Origin of the sequence: Actinomadura verrucosospora (genome assembly GCF_039540335.1) — a bacterium.
Classification (GTDB): Bacteria; Actinomycetota; Actinomycetes; order Streptosporangiales; family Streptosporangiaceae; genus Spirillospora; species Spirillospora verrucosospora.
Genome location: NZ_BAABEV010000018.1, coordinates 100,191 through 117,841 on the forward strand (window position 1 = coordinate 100,191; position 17,651 = coordinate 117,841).

The 17,651-nt window shown below is 69.2% G+C and carries 15 protein-coding genes and 1 tRNA gene; 7 read left to right on the plus strand and 9 right to left on the minus strand.

Annotated elements, in window-relative coordinates; all coding sequences use genetic code 11:
- Nucleotides 1–54 precede the first annotated feature (54 nt).
- The 3 genes from ABD944_RS20875 to ABD944_RS20885 all read left to right on the plus strand — a co-directional run bounded on the left by ABD944_RS20875 (nt 55) and on the right by ABD944_RS20885 (nt 3,395).
- Nucleotides 55–2,274 (plus strand): hypothetical protein, encoded by a 2,220-nt coding sequence (locus tag ABD944_RS20875; RefSeq protein ID WP_345178913.1) that lies wholly within the window; start codon nt 55–57, stop codon nt 2,272–2,274.
- An 11-nt stretch (nt 2,275–2,285) separates the two neighbouring features.
- The gene (locus tag ABD944_RS20880) at nt 2,286–2,636 is read left to right on the plus strand and encodes a hypothetical protein (protein WP_345178916.1); all 351 of its coding nucleotides are present in this window, start codon (nt 2,286–2,288) and stop codon (nt 2,634–2,636) included.
- Between the two features lie 180 nt (nt 2,637–2,816).
- The gene (locus ABD944_RS20885; RefSeq protein ID WP_345178919.1) at nt 2,817–3,395 is read left to right on the plus strand and encodes a dienelactone hydrolase family protein; all 579 of its coding nucleotides are present in this window, start codon (nt 2,817–2,819) and stop codon (nt 3,393–3,395) included.
- 333 nt (nt 3,396–3,728) lie between these two features.
- On the opposite strand, the gene ABD944_RS20890 is transcribed toward ABD944_RS20885, so the two are convergent.
- The 4 genes from ABD944_RS20890 to ABD944_RS20905 all read right to left on the minus strand — a co-directional run bounded on the left by ABD944_RS20890 (nt 3,729) and on the right by ABD944_RS20905 (nt 7,395).
- Nucleotides 3,729–4,964, minus strand: coding sequence for a DNA sulfur modification protein DndB (locus ABD944_RS20890; protein WP_345178921.1), 1,236 nt, complete (start codon nt 4,962–4,964; stop codon nt 3,729–3,731).
- 797 nt (nt 4,965–5,761) lie between these two features.
- Nucleotides 5,762–5,835: transfer RNA gene (locus tag ABD944_RS20895), tRNA-Pro, on the minus strand.
- Nucleotides 5,836–5,872: 37 nt separating this feature from the next.
- Nucleotides 5,873–6,499 carry a class I SAM-dependent methyltransferase gene (locus ABD944_RS20900; protein ID WP_345178923.1) on the minus strand — a complete coding sequence of 209 codons (627 nt, stop codon included), beginning with the start codon at nt 6,497–6,499 and terminating at the stop codon, nt 5,873–5,875.
- Nucleotides 6,496–7,395 carry a metallophosphoesterase gene (locus ABD944_RS20905; protein WP_089310670.1) on the minus strand — a complete coding sequence of 300 codons (900 nt, stop codon included), beginning with the start codon at nt 7,393–7,395 and terminating at the stop codon, nt 6,496–6,498. The genes ABD944_RS20900 and ABD944_RS20905 overlap by 4 nt, the downstream gene beginning before the upstream one ends.
- A 94-nt stretch (nt 7,396–7,489) precedes the next feature.
- Between ABD944_RS20905 and ABD944_RS20910 the strand changes: the two genes are divergently transcribed.
- Nucleotides 7,490–7,942 (plus strand): GatB/YqeY domain-containing protein, encoded by a 453-nt coding sequence (locus tag ABD944_RS20910; RefSeq protein ID WP_345178927.1) that lies wholly within the window; start codon nt 7,490–7,492, stop codon nt 7,940–7,942.
- Nucleotides 7,943–7,976: 34 nt separating this feature from the next.
- Here ABD944_RS20910 and ABD944_RS20915 read toward each other — a convergent pair whose 3' ends face one another.
- Nucleotides 7,977–10,274 carry a penicillin-binding protein gene (locus ABD944_RS20915; RefSeq protein ID WP_345178930.1) on the minus strand — a complete coding sequence of 766 codons (2,298 nt, stop codon included), beginning with the start codon at nt 10,272–10,274 and terminating at the stop codon, nt 7,977–7,979.
- A 326-nt stretch (nt 10,275–10,600) separates the two neighbouring features.
- On the opposite strand from ABD944_RS20915, the gene ABD944_RS20920 reads away from it, so the two are divergent.
- The gene (locus ABD944_RS20920; RefSeq protein WP_185029424.1) at nt 10,601–10,912 is read left to right on the plus strand and encodes a WhiB family transcriptional regulator; all 312 of its coding nucleotides are present in this window, start codon (nt 10,601–10,603) and stop codon (nt 10,910–10,912) included.
- Between the two features lie 348 nt (nt 10,913–11,260).
- Here ABD944_RS20920 and bagB read toward each other — a convergent pair whose 3' ends face one another.
- Together bagB and bagA are read right to left on the minus strand one after the other, a co-directional pair.
- A complete protein-coding gene (bagB, locus tag ABD944_RS20925; protein ID WP_345178934.1) occupies nt 11,261–12,418 on the minus strand; it encodes an ATPase BagB in 1,158 nt (385 codons plus the stop codon).
- Between the two features lie 76 nt (nt 12,419–12,494).
- Complete coding sequence (gene bagA, locus ABD944_RS20930; protein WP_345178936.1) at nt 12,495–13,490, minus strand: ATPase BagA; 996 nt, start codon at nt 13,488–13,490, stop codon at nt 12,495–12,497.
- A 237-nt stretch (nt 13,491–13,727) separates the two neighbouring features.
- On the opposite strand from bagA, the gene ABD944_RS20935 reads away from it, so the two are divergent.
- Nucleotides 13,728–14,765 carry a slipin family protein gene (locus ABD944_RS20935; protein ID WP_345178938.1) on the plus strand — a complete coding sequence of 346 codons (1,038 nt, stop codon included), beginning with the start codon at nt 13,728–13,730 and terminating at the stop codon, nt 14,763–14,765.
- 10 nt (nt 14,766–14,775) lie between these two features.
- Here the strand turns inward: ABD944_RS20935 and ABD944_RS20940 are convergent, their stop codons facing one another.
- Nucleotides 14,776–16,014 carry an MFS transporter gene (locus ABD944_RS20940; protein WP_345178939.1) on the minus strand — a complete coding sequence of 413 codons (1,239 nt, stop codon included), beginning with the start codon at nt 16,012–16,014 and terminating at the stop codon, nt 14,776–14,778.
- An 82-nt stretch (nt 16,015–16,096) separates the two neighbouring features.
- Between ABD944_RS20940 and ABD944_RS20945 the strand changes: the two genes are divergently transcribed.
- Nucleotides 16,097–16,615 carry a MarR family winged helix-turn-helix transcriptional regulator gene (locus ABD944_RS20945; protein WP_345178942.1) on the plus strand — a complete coding sequence of 173 codons (519 nt, stop codon included), beginning with the start codon at nt 16,097–16,099 and terminating at the stop codon, nt 16,613–16,615.
- A gap of 15 nt (nt 16,616–16,630) precedes the next feature.
- On the opposite strand, the gene ABD944_RS20950 is transcribed toward ABD944_RS20945, so the two are convergent.
- On the minus strand, nt 16,631–17,578 hold the full coding sequence (locus tag ABD944_RS20950; protein ID WP_345178944.1) for an NADP-dependent oxidoreductase: 948 nt from the start codon (nt 17,576–17,578) through the stop codon (nt 16,631–16,633).
- Between the last annotated feature and the right edge of the window lie 73 nt (nt 17,579–17,651).

The window sequence follows — 17,651 nt, forward strand, 5'->3', positions numbered from 1 at the left end:
GCCGCATAGACAACAGGTCTTGGCCCTCGGAAGCCGCTGCTCAGTACATTTCGCGTGAGCACGGACGGGGGAATCATGGGAGAAATAAGAATTTCAGAGATAGGCGGGGACCTCAGCGGGACGGTGGTGAACGGCGACCACGCCCTCGTCGTCAGCGGCCCCGGCTCCACGGTCAACTACGTCGGCACACCACCCGACCCCGCCCCGCGCAAACAGCCTCACGGTCGCCCTCTGCCTCGTGCTGAGAAACCCCTGGGGCGTGACCGAGAACTGCATGCACTGGAAGAAGGGCTCGCCGACCGCGGCCGCGTCCAGGTCTACGGTGAGCGCGGTTCCGGGAAAACGACGCTGCTGTGCGAACTCGCCGCCAGGCAGGCCAAGGCGGGCCGCTCCGTCGTCTACCTGCCGGTCGCCGACGTGCCGGCGGAAGACGTCATCCAGGAAGTCTTCAAGGCGTGCTACGCCATCTCCGGATACCGGCCCGCCCAGGACGTCATGGTCCGGCTGATGTCGTCGATCGAAGCCCTGCTCGTCCTGGACGACTATGCGGGAACGAGCACCGACCTGGCCGATCTCCTGGCCGCCGTCCCGTCCTGTGACATCGCAGTAGCCGGCCCGACGCGCCTGCTGTTCGGCGAGGGAACCGCACTCGAACTGCGCGGCCTGGACGCAGACGCTGCACGAGACCTTCTCGTCCGGAAACTCGGCCGTGACCTCCGAGACGACGAGCTCGCCGCCGCGGACGAACTGCGGCGCGCCACCGGGGGCCGTCCACTCGCCCTGGTACGCGCGGCCGCGACCATGCGGGCGGACGGCCTCCACTCCTCCCTCGACCCGGGCGCCCTCACCGAAGCACTCGCCGCCGCACTCAACGCACCCGCCCGCGCCGTCCTGGGCCTACTGTGCGCGGTCGACGGCGTCCCGGTCCCGCTCCCCCTGCTCACCGCCCTTGTACTGGACGCCCACCAGGACCACGGTGAGATCTCGTCCTCAGCCGGTAGCGCCGCGACCTCGGAAAACCCCACTGCAAAGGCCGGGGGGTCTGGCGACGTAGCCGAAGCGTTGTCAATGCTGGAACATGCCCGGCTGGTAAGCGAAGGACCACTCGGCTACACGACGACCGACAAAGCGGCGACCGAGGTGGCCGCGCTGGCAGGTAGCGAATTCGACGCCGCCGGGTGTGCGGCGCGGCTGGCCGACTGGGCCAAGCGAGCGTCGATCGCAGAGACCAGCGACGTAGCCCCCCTGATCGTCCGGGTTCTGCGGGCCGCCCTGGAAGCCGAGGCACACGCACCAGCCCGCGACCTCGCCCGAGCCGCCGCACCGAGGCTGGCACTCTCCCTCCACTGGGGGTCCTGGACCGAAGTGCTCTCCCTGGGCCTGCGCGCCGCACGGGCCCTCGGCTCCACCGAAGACGAGTCGTACTTCAAGAACGAGCAGGCAGCGCGGCTGAAGGCGGCGGGCAAAGGGGCGGCGATCGGTGGGGCAGCGGCGACCGCGGTCGTGGCGCACAAAGCCCTGGCAGGGCACGCGGCCCAAACCGTCACGAAACCGAAGGGCACGACGCCACGCCTGCTGGCCAAACCCGCGGTCAGCGGCATCGCCGCCGCCACGGGCGTCGCCGCGGTGGTCGGCGGAATCGGCTACATGGGCCTGCGGTCCCCGACCCCCCTCTCCGGAGAGAAAGCGGCCCAACCTCAGATCGTCGAGTCCTCGCCCTCCTCACCACAAGGCCGCCACACGACGTTCCGACCTCCAGGACAGGACGAAGGAAAGACCCCGCCCCGCAACGGCGACGACCCGACCAGGAGAGGCGACCCCCCACCCGCCGGACCCGACCCGGGGCCCGACCCGAAACCCCCTCCCACACCGTCGTGCGACACGAAGTCGCACACGTTCGAGCTCGGTAACATTCTCACCTTCCAGGTGCCGCAATCTTCCGGATGGAAGCACTTCGAACCCAGCATCACCTGGAAGTCGTACCCAGGCTGGGAAAGGTGCTGGGGCAACGGCGATATAGCAAATTCCAAGGTGGACGGACCAGACCGGCAGTACTTCATCGTCAAGCCGATAGATTGCCCGCTGCAGCTCCGTCCAGACCAGAGCTGCCGCTTCTCCATCGACATCCGGTTGCCCGACTACATGTCACGCTCCGCCTATATCCGCGTACCCGTCCCCGGTCGGCTGTGGGGCATTCAATGGGATCTTGATGCGGAAGCGCTGCCGCCAGAGAGCCCCACCGTCCAGCCCAGCCCAGACCCGTCCACGACATGAGGGGAGACATCATGGGGGAAGGCAACCTGCACATCGGTAGCATCGGCGGCGACCTCAGCGGCAACGTCCTGAACGGTCGGAACATCGAACTGCACCAGGAGACACCGCACCCCCTCCCGGAGGACCTGGCCGCCTTGGCCACCTACGCCCAAGCAATAATCCAGGCGCTCCCGGTGCTGGCCTTGGCCGCCGATCAGCAGCAGAACCTCCAGGTCCACGCCACCGAAATCCTGAACGAGATACAAGCCCCCCACCCCGAACGCGACCGCCTGACACGCCTCCGCTCCTCCCTCCAATCAATCCTGGAAAACGCAGCAGGCGGTGCCCTAGCCACCGTCCTACTAGCCACGACCATCCAATAGTCCACTGGTAAAGAAAAAGGTGGCAGACCGGCTCTTCGTCCAGCCGGTAAAAAGCGCCCTCGACGCCGGCTCCCCCCACCGCGGGGAGCTGCGCCCGCGATGCCCGTCCGAATTCTCCGTCGGCGCGGGCCATACTCGTGCTGCGGTGCCGCCCGGGCACCACAGCACGAGGGGAGCGAGATGGCTGAGGTGCTGGTCTTCCACCACGGGCACGGGCTGACCGTCGGCGTCCGTGAGTTCGCCGAGCAGCTGCGACGGGCCGGACACACCGTTCACGTCCCAGACCTGTTCGAGGGGCAGACATTCGACAGCCTCGAGAACGGCATGAGCTACACCGAGGACATCGGATTCGGCACGATCATCGCGCGCGGAACCGCAGCCACCGAGCGACTGCCTGCTGAACTCGTCTACCTCGGGTTCTCGCTCGGAGTCCTGCCGGCGCAGAAGCTGGCCCAGACCCGCCCCGGCGCAAAGGGGGCGCTGCTGCTGGAGGCGTGCCTCCCGGTCACGGAGTTCGGCGGTGCCTGGCCCGACGACGTCCCGGTCCAGATCCACGGCATGGACGCGGATCCGTTCTTCGCAGGGGAGGGCGACATCGACGCAGCCCGGGCGCTCGTCGAAACGGCAGCGGACGCCGAACTGTTCCTCTACTCCGGCGACAGGCACCTGTTCACCGAGGGCAGCCTGCCAACGCACGACGAACACGCCGCAACCCAGGCCACCGATCGAGTCCTGAACTTCCTCAACCGCATCAAATAACGCGTTTGACGAGGCGCAGCAAGGCCCAAGGCGCCGACATCAACTCCTGCTTCAAGGACCGGCTTGACACCGATCTCGAAACCACGTCCCCGGCCGGTGACCTGCCTTTCCGGCGATTTCACGGCCTGCCCATGAGGCTACCGACCGAGAAGCATCCGGCGTCTTCCGTTGTAGACACCCGCTCAGTCCACAGCCTCGCCTTACGGTCCTGTAGGTCGTCGTGGATCAGGCCGGGCTCAGGTCGCGGTGGTCCGTGTTGGTGCGCATGACGGCCGCGTGGCACTGCAGGGCGCGATCGGCGGAGGGCAACTTTGCGTGATCGAACACCCTCGGCTAAAGCTCCGCCAGGGGCTGGAATGGGATATTTAGCTCAGGGGTTGTGAGACCGATCGCGTCCATTACTCGCTTCGCAGCAACCCTGCCTGGCCCGCGCGTTGTAGTGATCTTATCGCCATTGATAATATTCCCTTGCCACATTTCGGCATCGCGACGCCAATCAATCTTGGTTGCGAGCTCGATGTAACGAGCTTTCCGCCATTCCGGATCCGGGTTTTTTTCAATCTCGTAGGCGACATGGCCGATGATGACCAGTCCAGTCGCGGTCATATTGACGTAATGCTTACGGAAGTCCACGACTTGGTTGGCAGGCCCGCCCGTGGTCGGCAGCTGCGCAATCGCCTTCCATGGCATCATGTGCTCAGTGAGCGTATTCAGCATGGAGAGCGTTCGCTCGACGAATGCGTCTTGAGCTTCGGCCGTACCGATGGCCTGCAATGTACGCGCAGGGATGCTGGCCTCGCTGAGGGCGTAGTCATGGAAGAGGAGTTCCTTGACCATGCCGCGTACCTGGTTGAGGAGGAACACCGCAGGAGAGTTCTTCGACAGACTCTTCGAAGTCTCGTCGATACGGCCGCGGAAGAGCGTCGACTCGTCAACGATCTTGGTCAAAGTTCTGTTCAGGGGCTCACGGGTGTTGAACGCGGCCAGGAGGCTTGCCGGGATCTGCTTCGTCTGCGCGGCGTCGGCGAAGTCCTGATGGATCCGTGCGAGATCAGGCTCAATAACGATCACCACGGATATGCTGTCACCCATGAATGTCGAGTCGTCCGGAATATTTTCACTTCGCCTGGTAATCGCCAGTAGGCGATGCTGTCCGTCGGTAATGGAGAATCGGGTTTCGTCGCCGACCACCACGAAACCTACTGTAGAAGCGAAGTTTCCGCGGGGAATGTGGATGGCGGGAATAGTACGGACATTCAGCGTCACTGGCGGTAGTATGTAGTCCCGTTCGTTCTCCGCCAGGTATTTGGTGATGGAACGGACATGTCCCGTGTCTACGGGACGGTTGGTCGCCATTCGAGGGTTCCCGCCCTTGACGGCCGGCTCCGAGACGACGTGTCGAATTAGGAAGGCATACGAGAAGGCAGTCGTTAGCATCAACCGCCCGCCCTGCCGAAACGCCACGCAGGTGAATACTCGTCCACCTGATGCTGAAGCGGCTTCGTTTGCCGCTGTTTGAGCCGCCGTCAGCGAATCGTGCTGTGTAAGACCCATTTCCGCCAGGAACACGAAGACCTACTTTGCCTTAGGGGGAGAACGCGATTGACGTTACAGGCGACGACCTCCTACGTCCACTTGTCAACGTATTACGTTCATGACTGCACGTACTTATTGGTGGTGCCGAAATCCGCTTTGGCTAGATATGTCATGCATTGCGAAGTATTGAGGGCTTTGAAGTAGCAATGTGGCTATCTGTAGTTGATGGGGTGCGGGCAAGTGTAAGATCGCTAGGCGAGGAATTGGGACGTTGAGTCCGATAAATGGAGGAATCGCTGCAGATCCCTGCTCGTCTGAAGGTCTCCGTGGGAGCCATGACGGCCGACCGGATGGTCGAGCGGCGTGTAGTGGGAGGCGACGGGACGGGAAGCGCTGCGTGGAGCATCCCAATGTTCACTAGGTGCTGCCGGTTGAGGAGATTGAGGCCCGGCTGCCGCTCTCCCCGCTGCGCTGCCCGCCCTGGTTGGCTCGTGGAAGGGGCCCGCGAAGGATCAAGAAGGTCGCCGACCAGCTGCGGATCCGAAGGAATTCACGTGAGGGAGACTTTCATGGAAGCACGCAACTAGCGGGAGTCCGATGCGCCGACCGTCTTGAGGAAGGTCGTGGCGTCGGCGCTTCCCCGCTGTCCCATTGGCTCCAAGCGCTCATGGACGCGGTTCGCCACGGACGTCGAGGACTGCTGCTGCGTTCACCTCAAGCGGTCGGCGAAGAGCAGGTGACCGGGGGCGGGGTTCGCGGACGGATGGGGGTGAAAGATCTTGAGGCCGGTCTCCTGTGTGGAGAACCGGCCTCTGATCTGGCGTTTTCTGTCGGGGTGGCGGGATTTGAACCCACGACCTCTTCGTCCCGAACGAAGCGCGCTGCCAAGCTGCGCTACACCCCGGTGGCGGCTGCCCGGGAGTTGTACGTCCTCCCGGCGCCTAGTCCACCTTAGCGGATGCGGGGGAGTGGTGCGTCCCTGATTTTCGGGCTGTGAAGGCGGTCACGGCGCCCGAGGGCGTGAGGGTGATGTTCGTCAGGGCGGCTGTTTCCAGCCAGGTTCGGAGGTCGGCTCTGGTGCCTGGGTTGCCGAAGGCGCCTTGGTACTGGAGGAGCTTGATCAGGGGGTCGCGGCCGGCGGCCTTGACCACGGTCGTGCCTTGGAGGGTGCCGCCTGGGCGTAGGACTCGGGTTAGTTCCTGGAGGGCTGCGGGTGGGTCTTGCAGGCAGTGGAGGCCGTTGTAGGTGAGGCAGACGTCGAAGGTGTCGGTGGGGAAGGGGAGGTTGTAGATGTCTGCCTGGACGAGGGTCGTCGTCTTGCGGCGGGCCCTCTTGAGCATGGTCGTGGAGAGGTCGGCTGCCACGTGGCGGGGGTTGTTGTTCACGGCCAGGCCGCCGCCGCAGGGGATGTCGAGGGTCAGGGCTGACGGGTCCTGGGCGGCGATGAGTTCGCGGAGGTGGCCGATGTCGTAGTTCCAGAGGGCGCGGGCTCCCAGGCGGGAGAGGGCGCGGTTCTGGACGGCGACGTCGTACAGGGTGGCTAGGAGCGGGGCGGTCTTCCAGTTCACCGTCGAGGGACGAGGGTGAGCAGCGAGGCCTCGGGCGGGCAGCAGAAGCGCATGGGGGCCTTCGGGGACGTGCCCAGGCCCGCGGAGACGTGGAGCCAGGAGCCGCGGTGCTTGTGGAGGCCCTTGACGCGGGGGCGGTCGATGCCGCAGTTGGTGGCGAGGGCGCCGTAGAAGGGGACGCAGACCTGGCCGCCGTGGGTGTGGCCGGCGAGCAGGAGGTCGTAGCCGTCGGCGGTGAAGCGGTCGAGGTTGCGGGGTTCCGGGGAGTGCATGATGCCGAGGTGGACGTCGGCCTGGGGGTCGACGGGGCCGGCGATCTTGTCGTAGCGGTCCCGGTTGATGTGGGAGTCGTCGATGCCGCCGAACTCGACGTCGAGTTCGCCGACCTTGAGGCGGCCGATGCGGTTGTTCAGGTCGAGCCAGCCGGCGGCCTGGAGGGAGGAGCCGAGCTCGCGGTAGGGGAGGTCGGGCTCGCGGCGGCGGCGGCCGTAGTCGGACTTGCTCGTGCGCCAGATGTAGCGGAGCGGGTTCTTCAGGACCGGGGAGTACAGGTCGTTGGAGCCGTAGACGAAGACGCCGGGGCGGTCGAGGAGGGGGCCGAGGGCGTCCAGGAAGGGGCCGATCGCGTCGCGGTGGGAGAGGGTGTCTCCGGTGTTGACGACGAGGTCGGGCTCCAGGGCGTCCAGCGAGCGGACCCAGTGGATCAGGCGGGATCTGCCGGGCGTGAGGTGCGCGTCGGAGATGTGCAGGATCTTCACCGGCGGGCGGCCGGGCGGCAGCACGGGCACGTCGAAGCGGCGGAGGCGGAACCAGTTCCGCTCGATCAACGAGGCGTACCCGAAGGTCGCGGCGCCCGCGCCCAGTACTCCCAGCGGCACGGCGTGGATCTTTCGCACGGCTCTCCCTTCTCAGGGTTCCATGCTTTCAGACATGGGCGCCGCTCGGTAATCCTGATGAGGCGGAAGGTCGCGGAAGGGCATGATGTTGGGCATGACCTTGAAGGAGAAGCTGGAGACCGATCTGTCGTCGGCGATGAAGGCGCGCGACGAGCTGCGCACGCGCACGCTGCGCATGGCGCTCACGGCGGTGAAGAACGAGGAGGTCGCCGGCAAGCAGTCGCGGACGCTTTCCGACGACGACGTTGTGAAGGTGCTCACGCGGGAGGCGAAGAAGCGGCGGGAGGCCGCGACGGCCTTCGGTGACGCGGGGCGCGAGGAGCAGGCGCAGGCGGAGCGGGACGAGGGCGGGGTGCTGGAGGAGTACCTGCCCGCGCAGCTGTCCGACGAGGAGCTGACCGCGCTGGTGGCGGACGCGATCGCCGAGACGGGCGCGTCGGGGCCCCGCGCGATGGGGCAGGTCATGAAGTCGGTGAACCCGAAGGTGGCCGGGCGTGCGGAGGGCGGGCGCGTCGCGGCGGAGGTGAAGCGGCAGCTGGCGGAATGAGAAAGGGCCCGGCATGGTGCCGGGCCCTTTCGCGTCAGTCGCCTGAGGGCGGGGCGCCGCGCTTCTTGCCGCCGCTCACGTAGAGGATGACGGTGGTGCCGGGCGGGACGGAGCTGCCCGCGTCGGGCGAGGTGGACACGACCGTGCCCTTCGGCTGGTCGGAGTCGACGGAGCCGGACGCGACCTGCACCTTCAGGTCGGCGGCCTTGAGCCGGGCGGTGGCGGCGGCGACCGTGAGGCCCTTCACCTGCGGGACCTTCGTGGTGTCGCCGAAGTCGCGGGTCGGGGTCTGGAAGCCGGGGGCGGGCTTGCCCGCGAGGGCGTTGCGCATGGACTGCTGCCACATGCCGCCGGGGATGTCCGCGCCGTAGACGCCGTAGACCTTGTACTGCCAGGGGCCGCGGAAGTCCCAGTAGGCGGTGGCGGCGGCCAGGTTCGGGGTGAACCCGGCGAACACGGCGCAGGTGAACTCTTCACAGGTTCCGGTCTTGCCGGCGGCGGGACGTCCGATGCCGCGTCCGGCGGCGGTGCCCTTGGTGAGGACGCCCTGCAGGATCGAGTTGACCTTGTCGGCGACGTCCTGGTCGAGGGCCTGGTGGCAGTCCTGCTTGGGAAGCTTGAGCTTCTTGCCCTCCGGGTCGACGACCTCGGTCACCGAGAGGGGGGCGCAGTACTTGCCGCGGGCGGCGAAGCCGGCGTAGGCGGCGGCGAGGTGCACCATGTCGATGTCGTTGACGCCGAGGACCTGCGACGCGATCGGCATCAGGGGGTCGCCGGTGGCCTGCTTCATCCCGAACTTCTCGGCCATCTTGACGGCGTTGCAGACGCCGACGCGCTTCTCCAGGACGGCGTAGAAGGTGTTGACCGAGTGCCAGGTGCCGGTCTTCAGGTCGAAGTTGCCCTTCTCGCTGTCGCCCGCGTTCGACAGCGTCCAGGGGCCGCCGCCGACCATGGCGTTCTTGACCTTCTTGCCGTCGAACATCCCGGTGTAGCGGCACGGCTGGAACCCGCTGACCGTGGTGGTCTGCGGCGAGTTGATGGTCGTGCTGACCGGGATGCCCTGGTCGATGGCGGCGGCGAGGGTGAAGACCTTGAAGGTCGAGCCCGCCGAGACGCCGCTGCCGCCGCCGTGCGCGGAGTCGGCCGGGAGGTTGATGGTCGTGCGGCCCTTGCCGGGGCCGTACCGCTTGCTCAGCCCGATGGCCCGGATCTTGCCGGTGCCGGGCTCGACCATCGCCTCGGCGCCGACGCGGTTGCCGCCGGGGGGGACGGTCCCGCGCAGGGCCCTGTCGACGGCGCGCTGGTCGTCCATGTCGAGGGTGGTGCGGATGGTGTAGCCGCCGCGGTTCAGCTTGTTGACGACGTTCTGCTGCTGCTTCGGCTTGAGCTGCCAGTACTTGCCGTCCGACAGGATGTTGAGCATGTCGTACTTCACGTACTCGCAGAAGTACGGCGCCTTGCTGGTCTCGCAGCCGCCGACCGGGTCGGTGCGGTTCAGCTGGATGGGCTTGGCGGCCTCTGTGTCGGCCTGTGCCTTGCTGATGTGGCCGAGTTGCGCCATCCGGTAGAGGACGACGTCGCGCCGCTTGCGCGCGTCCTTGGGGTTGCGGATGGGGTCGTAGGCCGTGGGGTTCTGGGTGATGCCGGCGAGCAGCGCGGCCTGGCCGAGTTCCAGCTTGGACGCGGGGATGCTGAAGTACCGCTTGGCCGCCGCCTGGACGCCGTACGCGCCGGCGCTGAAGTAGGCGACGTTCATGTAGCCCTCAAGGATCTGGTCCTTGGTGAGGCGCTGCTCGATGTCGAGCGCGTAGCGGAGCTCGCGCAGCTTGCGCCCGACCGTGGGCGCCGTGACCTCGCGGTACTCCTCCTCGGACTTGGCGCTGTCGACCAGGAGGTTCTTGACGTACTGCTGGGTGAGCGTGGAGCCGCCCTGCGTCTGCTCGGACTCGACGTTGGAGGCCATCGCGCGGATGGTGCCCTTGAGGTCGAGCGCGCCGTGCTCGTAGAAGCGCGAGTCCTCGATGTCGATCATCGCCTGCCGCATGATGGGGGCGACCTGGTCGAGCCGGACGGACTCGCGGTACTTGTCGAAGAACGTGGCGACCTGCTTGCCGTTGCCGTCGTACATCACCGTCTTCTCGGACGGCGGTGTCGTCTTGAGCTGGCTGTCCATGTCCTCGAAGTTGTTGGCGGCGTCGCGGGCGGTCAGCCCGGCGCTGCCGACGGCGGGCAGCGCGATGAGCGCGACGATGAGGCCCGCCACCACCCCGGCACCTAGCAACCTGAACAGCGTGGACGCGGCCTGGGCCCGATCGTTCTTCGCAACGCGCACGGGGTCTAGGGTACGCGGGACGAGCAGTGCATTAGGGACAGGTCCCCCAGGGTTCGTGCTTTCCGGACCGGCTGATCAGGATCTTCGTCCGTTATGCCCTCATCGTGACAACCTGCGCAGTGTCTGGCGCGTCAACTACAGGTAACTAGTCCGTTCCGGCGGTATGGCCCCGGTGGGCTATATCGAGAATGGGCCCAACGGGGGCTGTTGAAACGTCCCTCGCTTCCGTAAGTTCTTCCCCACGGCTTTCGTTTGGCGGCCTGACGTCCGCGCCCGTCCGGCCAAGGAGCGCAAATCGACACAGACCCTAGGGGAGTGGGGCCAAGATGTGGATCACGGATTGGACCGCCCGCGCCGCCTGCCGTAACGCGGATCCGGACGCTCTGTTCGTGCAGGGTGCGGCGCAGAACCGAGCCAAGCTCATCTGCCGCGGCTGCCCGGTGCGCACGGAGTGTCTCGCCGACGCTCTCGACAACCGGATCGAGTTCGGTGTGTGGGGCGGGATGACCGAGCGGGAGCGCCGTGCGCTGCTGCGGCGGCGGCCGGATGTGCGCTCGTGGCGCGAGCTGCTGGAGACCGCGAAGGAAGAGTACGAGCGGTCGGCGGAGGTCGACGAGGAAGAACTCGTCGCGAGCTGAGTTCGACCGGGCCCCCGGGGCCCGTGCGGCGGCGGTCCAAGGACCGACACGGTCCAAATGAAGCGTGGCCGGTAGGCCCGTACCACCATTGTGGGTACGGGCCTACCGGCATGCCCATAAAGGCTGTTTTCGCTGATCAGAGTGCGGAGAGGGCGATCGTCCGGGTTCGGCTCGTGTGTCAGTTTCCGGTGGCGCCGATCCGGGTGGGCGCGCTTCTCCGAGATCGGCGCGCGGCGCCGCCCGGGCGGGGGAAGGCCGAACCGCCGCCGTTCCGGATCGAACCGCGAGGAGCCGTTCCGAGGCCGGTGAAAGCCTCGGAATCGGAGAACGGGCCAGGGGCGCCCGACGTCAGGCGGCGCTGGGAGACGCGGCGGGGCCGGCGAGGTCCTCGCCCACCTGGCGCAGGCCGTCGAGGTCGTGGACGTCCTCCGCCTGCGCCGGGACGGCCGTGACCGGCACGGTCGGGTGCGTGGACGCGAAGTGGTCGCGGAGGCGCTCCTCGCGGGCCGCGAGCTGCAGGCGGTCGGTGTGCAGGCGCAGCAGGGCGGCGGTCAGCGCGTGCTCGCCGCGCTCGTCCAGCGTCTCGGCGGCGGCCTGGCTGCGGGCCGCGGACAGGACGTCGCCGGCGGACTCGTGGACGCGGTTGACCACGAGGCCGGCGAGCGGCATCCGCTCCTCGGCGAGGCGCTCGACGAAGTAGGACGCCTCGCGCAGGGCGTCGGGCTCGGGCGCGGCGACGACGAGGAACGCGGTGCCCGGGGTCTGCAGGAGCTTGAACGTCTTCTCGGCGCGCTCCCGGAAGCCGCCGAACATGGTGTCGAAGGCGGCGACGAACGTCTGCACGTCGCGCAGCAGCTGGACGCCGAGGACCTTGTTGATGACGCCGGTGAACACGCCGAACCCGGCGCTGATCACCTTGACGCCGAAGCGGCCGCCGGTCTTGGCCGGGGCGGCGAGGAGCTTCATGAAGCGGCCGTCGAGGAACCGGCCCATGCGCTCGGGGGCGTCCAGGAAGTCCAGCGCGTTCCGGGACGGCGGGGTGTCGACGATGATCAGGTCCCAGGCGCCGGAGCGGTGCAGCTGCCCGAGCTTCTCCATCGCCATGTACTCCTGCGTGCCCGACAGGCTGGACGACAGCGACTGGTAGAAGGGGTTGGCGAGGATCTGCTTGGCCCGGTCGGGGTCGGCGTGCGCCTCGACGATCTCGTCGAAGGTCCGCTTCATGTCGAGCATCATGGCGTGCAGCTCGCCGTCGCCGTCGATGTCGATCCGGCGGGGGTTGTTGTCGAGCTCGGACAGGCCCATCGACTGCGCGAGGCGGCGCGCCGGGTCGACGGTGAGGACCACGACGTCCCGGCCCCGCTCGGCGGCGCGGACGCCGAGCGCGGCGGCCGTGGTGGTCTTGCCGACCCCGCCCGACCCGCAGCACACGATGATCTTCGTGCGCGGGTCGTCGAGCAGCCCGTCGACGTCGAGCACCGGTGGGGTCCTGCTGGTCTGGCTCATCGGTTCACCTCTGCCGGTCGGTCCCCGCCCGCGCGGGGGGTCAGCCTCACCCAGGAGACGCCGCGGCCGGGCGCGGTCATGCGGCGCCCTGGTCGCGGAGGGCGGCGGCCAGGTCGTAGAGGCCGGCCAGGTCCATGCCGTCGGAGAGCAGGGGGAGGGTGTAGCGAGGCCGGTCGACCGAGTCCAGGCGCTCCTTCTCGCGGCGCTGGAGGGCGGTGCGGCGGGCGTGGTCGGCGGCCTCCCCGGCGAGGACGGCGGCGATCGCCTCGGCGTCGTGCTCCAGGCCGGCGGCCTTCACGCCGCGGACGATCTCGTCGGTGTCCAGGGAGCCGGCGGCGGCGACGGCGAGGTCGTCCTCGCTGAGGACGGGCTGGTGCTCCATGTTGACGATCACGCCGCCGACGGGGAGCCCGACCGCGGTGAGGTCGCGGATGCCGTCCATCGTCTCCTGGACGGGCATCTCCTCCAGGAGCGTGACGAAGTGCACGGCGGTCTCGGGGCTGCGGACGACCTTCATCACGGTGTCGGCGTGGTTGCGGACGGGGCCGACCTTGGCGAGGCCGGACACCTCGTCGTTGACGTTCAGGAACTTCGTGATGCGGCCCGTGGGCGGGGCGTCCATCACGACGGCGTCGTAGACGAACGAGCCGTCCTTCTTCTTGCGGCGCACCGACTCGGACGTCTTGCCGGTGAGGATGACGTCGCGCAGACCGGGGGCGATGGTGGTGACGAAGTCGACGATGCCGAGCTTGGTCATCGCCTTTCCGGCGCGCTTGAGGTTGTAGAACATCTCGAGGTACTCGATGAGCGCCTCTTCGGTGTCGATGGCGAGCGCGTGGACGTCCCCGCCGTCCGGGGCGACGGCGACGCGGCGCTCCTCGTAGGGCAGCGGCGGGCAGTCGAAGAGCTGGGCGATGCCCTGGCGCCCCTCGACCTCGACGAGCAGCACCTTGCGGCCGCCTGCGGCCAGGGCAAGGGCGAGGGCGGCGGCGACGGTGGTCTTTCCCGTGCCGCCCTTGCCGGTGACCACATGGAGGCGTACGCCGTCCCAGTCGGTGTCTCTCGCGCTCACCCGATCGACCATATCGTTCGCTCGTCAAACACTTGAGAGGGCGGTCGCCCTCATGCAAGTGATCCCTGACACGGTTCCCCCGCCCTGACGCTGTCATTCGGCCTGCCCGCGCGGTTAGCTTGAAAACGTGAGCCGTGCTATGGACGGTTCCGTCCGGACCCTGACCGGTCCGGACGCCCGCCGGAGCTCCGGGGGCGCCTCCCGGGGCCCGGGCCCTCATGCGAAAGAGGTGCCGTGATGGAAGCGGTGGCCCTGATCATCGTGCTCGTCCTCGTCGTCGTCGGGCTGATCGTCCTGTCGTCGTCGATCAGGATCGTGCAGCAGTTCGAGCACGGGATCGTGTTCAGGTTCGGTCAGGTCCAGCGGAACGGGCAGCTGCGGCCCGGCGCGGTGCGCACGCCCGGCCTGACGGTGATCGTCCCGATCGCCGAGCGCATGCAGAAGGTCAGCCGGCAGACAATCACGATGGGGGTGCCCGGCCAGGACGGGATCACCCAGGACAACGTGAGCGTCCGCGTCGACGCGGTCGTCTACTTCCGGGTGATCGATCCGGTGAAGGCGATCGTGAACGTGCACAACTACGGGTACGCGGTCTCGCAGGTGGCGCAGACGTCGCTGCGGTCGGTGATCGGGCAGGCCGACATGCAGGAGCTGCTCGGCGAGCGCGAGAAGATCAACATGCGGCTGCGGGCGATCATCGACGAGATCACCGAGGGGCCGTGGGGCATCCTGATCGAGCGGGTCGAGATCAAGGACGTGTCGCTGCCGGAGGGCATGAAGCGGTCGATGGCCCGGCAGGCGGAGGCGGAGCGGGAGCGCCGCGCCCGCATCATCACCGCGGACGGCGAGTTCCAGGCGTCCAAGCGCCTCGCCGCCGCCGCGGAGATCATGTCGCAGGACCCGGCGGCCCTGCAGCTGCGCCTGCTGCAGACGGTCGTGGAGGTGTCCGCCGAGAAGAACAGCACGCTGGTCATGCCGCTGCCGGTGGAGATCCTGCGGTTCTTCGAGCGCGCCGCGGGCGGCGCGGCCTCACGTTCCGAGGACGGCGGCGAGGCCAGGCCCGACCTCGGCGAGCGGCTCGCCAAGGCCGAGGAGGAGCTGGCCAAGGCGGCCGAGCAGACGTCGTCGCTGGAGTCGGCAGAGGAGGTCCCGCCGGTCATCGGGCTGGACGAGCCCAAGCGCCGCGGGTCCGAGGTCGCCGCCCCGCCGGACGAGCAGCCGCGCGGCATCGGCGGAGGAGCGCGGGAGACCCCGGAGCAGCAGCCGCCCCGCTGACCCGCCGCTGTCACCGGGCCTGCGGCTGAGGCGAGGGCGTCACGGCGTCCGGCGCGATCTCGGGCATGGTCAGGCGCCGGACGCCCGGCACCGCGGCCGTGCCCAGGCAGGCGGCGCCGACCAGCGCGGCCGCCGTCCACAGCGGGACGGAGGGGCCCCACGCCGAGGCGGCCCACGGGGCGAGCGCGTAGCCGAGGGGCGCCGCGGCCAGCGACAGCAGCCAGTCGTAGGACGTCACCCGGGCCAGCGCGTGCGGCGGGATGCTCATCTGCACGACGGTCTCCCAGGTGGGGTTGAGGACGCCGAGGCCGGTGAGCGCCAGCCCGTACGCCGCGACGAGCAGGGGCGCGGGCGCGGCGGCCGCGAACAGGGCCAGGGGCAGCGCCAGCGCGGCCAGGCCCGCGTTCGCGACGAGGACGGGCCGGCGCGGACGGAAGCGGGCGGCCAGCAGCGCCCCGGCGAGGAGCCCGGCGGCGCCCGCCTGGACGGTCGCGATCCACACCCCCTCGCCGCCGAGCCGCTCGACGGCGAGGGCGGGGCCGAGGGTGAGCAGGACGGCGGACGTGCCGTTCCAGACGCCGTGCGCGATCAGGCTCGTCCAGTACCAGTCGCGCGAGCGGACCTCCGACCAGCCCTCCGCCAGGTCGGCCCGCAGCGAGCGCCGCGGGATGGGGACGTTCCGGACGCGCGCCAGGGCGAGGAGCGCCGCGCTCGCGGCGAACGACGCCGAGTCCAGCAGGAACGTCCAGCCGGGGCCGACGGTCAGCACGAGCGTGCCGGCGAGGGCGGGCCCGGCGAGGCGGGTGGCGCCGTTGGCGACGCCCATCAGGGAGTTGGCCTTCTGGAGTCCGGACGGCTCGACGGTGCCGGCGATCAGGGGCGAGACGGTCGGCGTCTGGAAGGCGGAGGCCGCGCCGCCGATCACCTGGGCGGCGGCGAGGTGCCACAGGCGCGGCTCGCCGCTCAGGAGTTCCAGGGCCGCGAACAGCTGCGCCGCGGCGCCGGCGAGGTCGGTGGCGAGGGCGACGCCCCGCGCGTCGAGGCGGTCGGCGAGCACGCCGCCGAGGGGCAGCAGGAGCAGGCGCGGCACCATCGCGCAGCCGAGCACGAGGGCGAGCGCGGACGTGGAGCCCGTGGCCCGCAGGACGGCGAGGGCGAGCGCGGCGGGGACGGCGGCGTCCCCGGTCAGGGACAGGATGCGAGCGGCGAACAGCAGCCGGAAGTCCCGGCCGCGCAGGGGGTGGGTCATGGCCGGACAATATAGTTCGTTGACGAATTAATCGGCAACGAATTATTCCCCAACGAATCAAGCCACCGACTACGATCCCCGCATGGGAGACAGGGACCGGACCGACGAGCACGTGGAGCGGTGGGCGCCGATCGTGCCCGACCTCGATCCCGACATCGAGGGCGCCGTGACTCGGATGATCTTCTTCGTCAAGCACATCCGGCGGATGAAGGAGGAGCTCCTCGCCGCCTCCGGCCTGCAGCGGCACGAGTTCGACACGCTGCACGCGCTCGCCGGCCGGCACGGCACCGCGGCCCCCTCCCTCCTCGCCGCCGACCTCGCCATGCCCCCGAACTCGATCACCGGCCGGCTGGACGCGCTGGAGCGCCGCGGCTTCGTCCGCCGGTCCCCGTCCGCGACCGACCGCCGCCGGGTCGTCGTCGAGCTCACCCCCGCCGGACGCTCCGCCTGGCGCGACGCGATGGACGGCCTGGGCGTCGAGGAGACGCGCCTGCTCGCCGCCCTCGACCCCGCCGAGCGCCGCACCCTCTCCGACCTCCTCCGCCGCGTCATGCTCCGCGCCGAAAACCCCGCCGACCCCCCGACCAGCCGTCCGGCCTAAAGCCAGTGGAGGGTTCTACGGGGTGAGGATCAGGCGGCCACGTAGGGCGCCTGCTTCCAGGCGTTTGTGGGCCTTGGGGGCCTCGGTGAGGGGGAGGGTGTCGGCGACGCGGGGGGTGAGGCCGCCCTTCTCCGTGAGTGCGGCGAGCATGCCGAGCTGTGCGGCGTCCGCGCGTATCCACACGTTGTGGACGGTGGTTCCGCGCAGCGGGAGCGGGGTGGCCGGACCGCCGTTGACCGCTGCGAACGTCCCGCCGTTCCGGACGGCGTCGAGGGCCGCGACCGCGAGGAGGGCGGCGTCCAGGGCGCCGTCCACACCGCCCGGTACGAGCGCGCGGACGGCGTCTCCCAGGTGCGCGCCGCGCGGAACGAACATCTCCGCGCCGAAGCCGCGCACCAGCGCCTCGTCGGACGCGGAGGCCGTGGCGACGACGCGGAGGCCGCGGTGGGCCGCCAGCTCCACCGCGTAGCCGCCGACGGCGCCCGCGGCTCCCGTGACGAGCAGCGTGGCACCCGGCGGCAGAGCGAGGAGGTCCAGGGCCTGCAGGGCGGTCAGCCCGTTCAGCGGGAGGGTCGCCGCCTCGGCGGCCGGGACCGACCGCGGCGCGGGCGCGACGGCGTCCGCGTCCAGGACGATCGCGTCCGCGTAGGCGCCCAGCGGCACGTCGAGCCGGTCCTTCAGGCCGATGACCTCGTCGCCGGCGGCGATGCGGGTCACGCCCTCCCCGACCGCGTCGACGGTGCCGGCGACGTCCCATCCGATGCCGACCGCGGGCCGCGAACCGAACGGCGGCATCAGCCCGGCGCCGGCCAGCGCTCCGGAGCGGGTCGCGGCGTCGACCGGGTTGACCGCTGCCGCCGCCACCCGGATCCGCACCTGGCCGGGCCCCGGGACGGGAACCGGAACGTCGGCGAGCTCCAGCGCGTCGGGCCCGCCGGGTGTCCTCACGATGATCGCGCGCATGGCAGAACCTTCTGTACGAAGTGGGTGGGTGTGCGGGGGATCCCGCACCGGCAACTGTCGCCGGAACAGCCGC

Bases quoted from the DNA above. Each gene is read 5' to 3' on its own strand.
- ABD944_RS20920 (WP_185029424.1), top strand. From the start codon at position 10,601: ATGTGGATCACGGATTGGACCGCCCGCGCCGCCTGCCGTAACGCGGAT.
- ABD944_RS20935 (WP_345178938.1), top strand. From the start codon at position 13,728: ATGGAAGCGGTGGCCCTGATCATCGTGCTCGTCCTCGTCGTCGTCGGG.
- ABD944_RS20880 (WP_345178916.1), top strand. From the start codon at position 2,286: ATGGGGGAAGGCAACCTGCACATCGGTAGCATCGGCGGCGACCTCAGC.
- ABD944_RS20910 (WP_345178927.1), top strand. From the start codon at position 7,490: ATGACCTTGAAGGAGAAGCTGGAGACCGATCTGTCGTCGGCGATGAAG.
- ABD944_RS20945 (WP_345178942.1), top strand. From the start codon at position 16,097: ATGGGAGACAGGGACCGGACCGACGAGCACGTGGAGCGGTGGGCGCCG.
- ABD944_RS20950 (WP_345178944.1), bottom strand. From the start codon at position 17,578: ATGCGCGCGATCATCGTGAGGACACCCGGCGGGCCCGACGCGCTGGAG.
- bagB (WP_345178934.1), bottom strand. From the start codon at position 12,418: ATGAGCCAGACCAGCAGGACCCCACCGGTGCTCGACGTCGACGGGCTG.
- ABD944_RS20885 (WP_345178919.1), top strand. From the start codon at position 2,817: ATGGCTGAGGTGCTGGTCTTCCACCACGGGCACGGGCTGACCGTCGGC.
- ABD944_RS20940 (WP_345178939.1), bottom strand. From the start codon at position 16,014: ATGACCCACCCCCTGCGCGGCCGGGACTTCCGGCTGCTGTTCGCCGCT.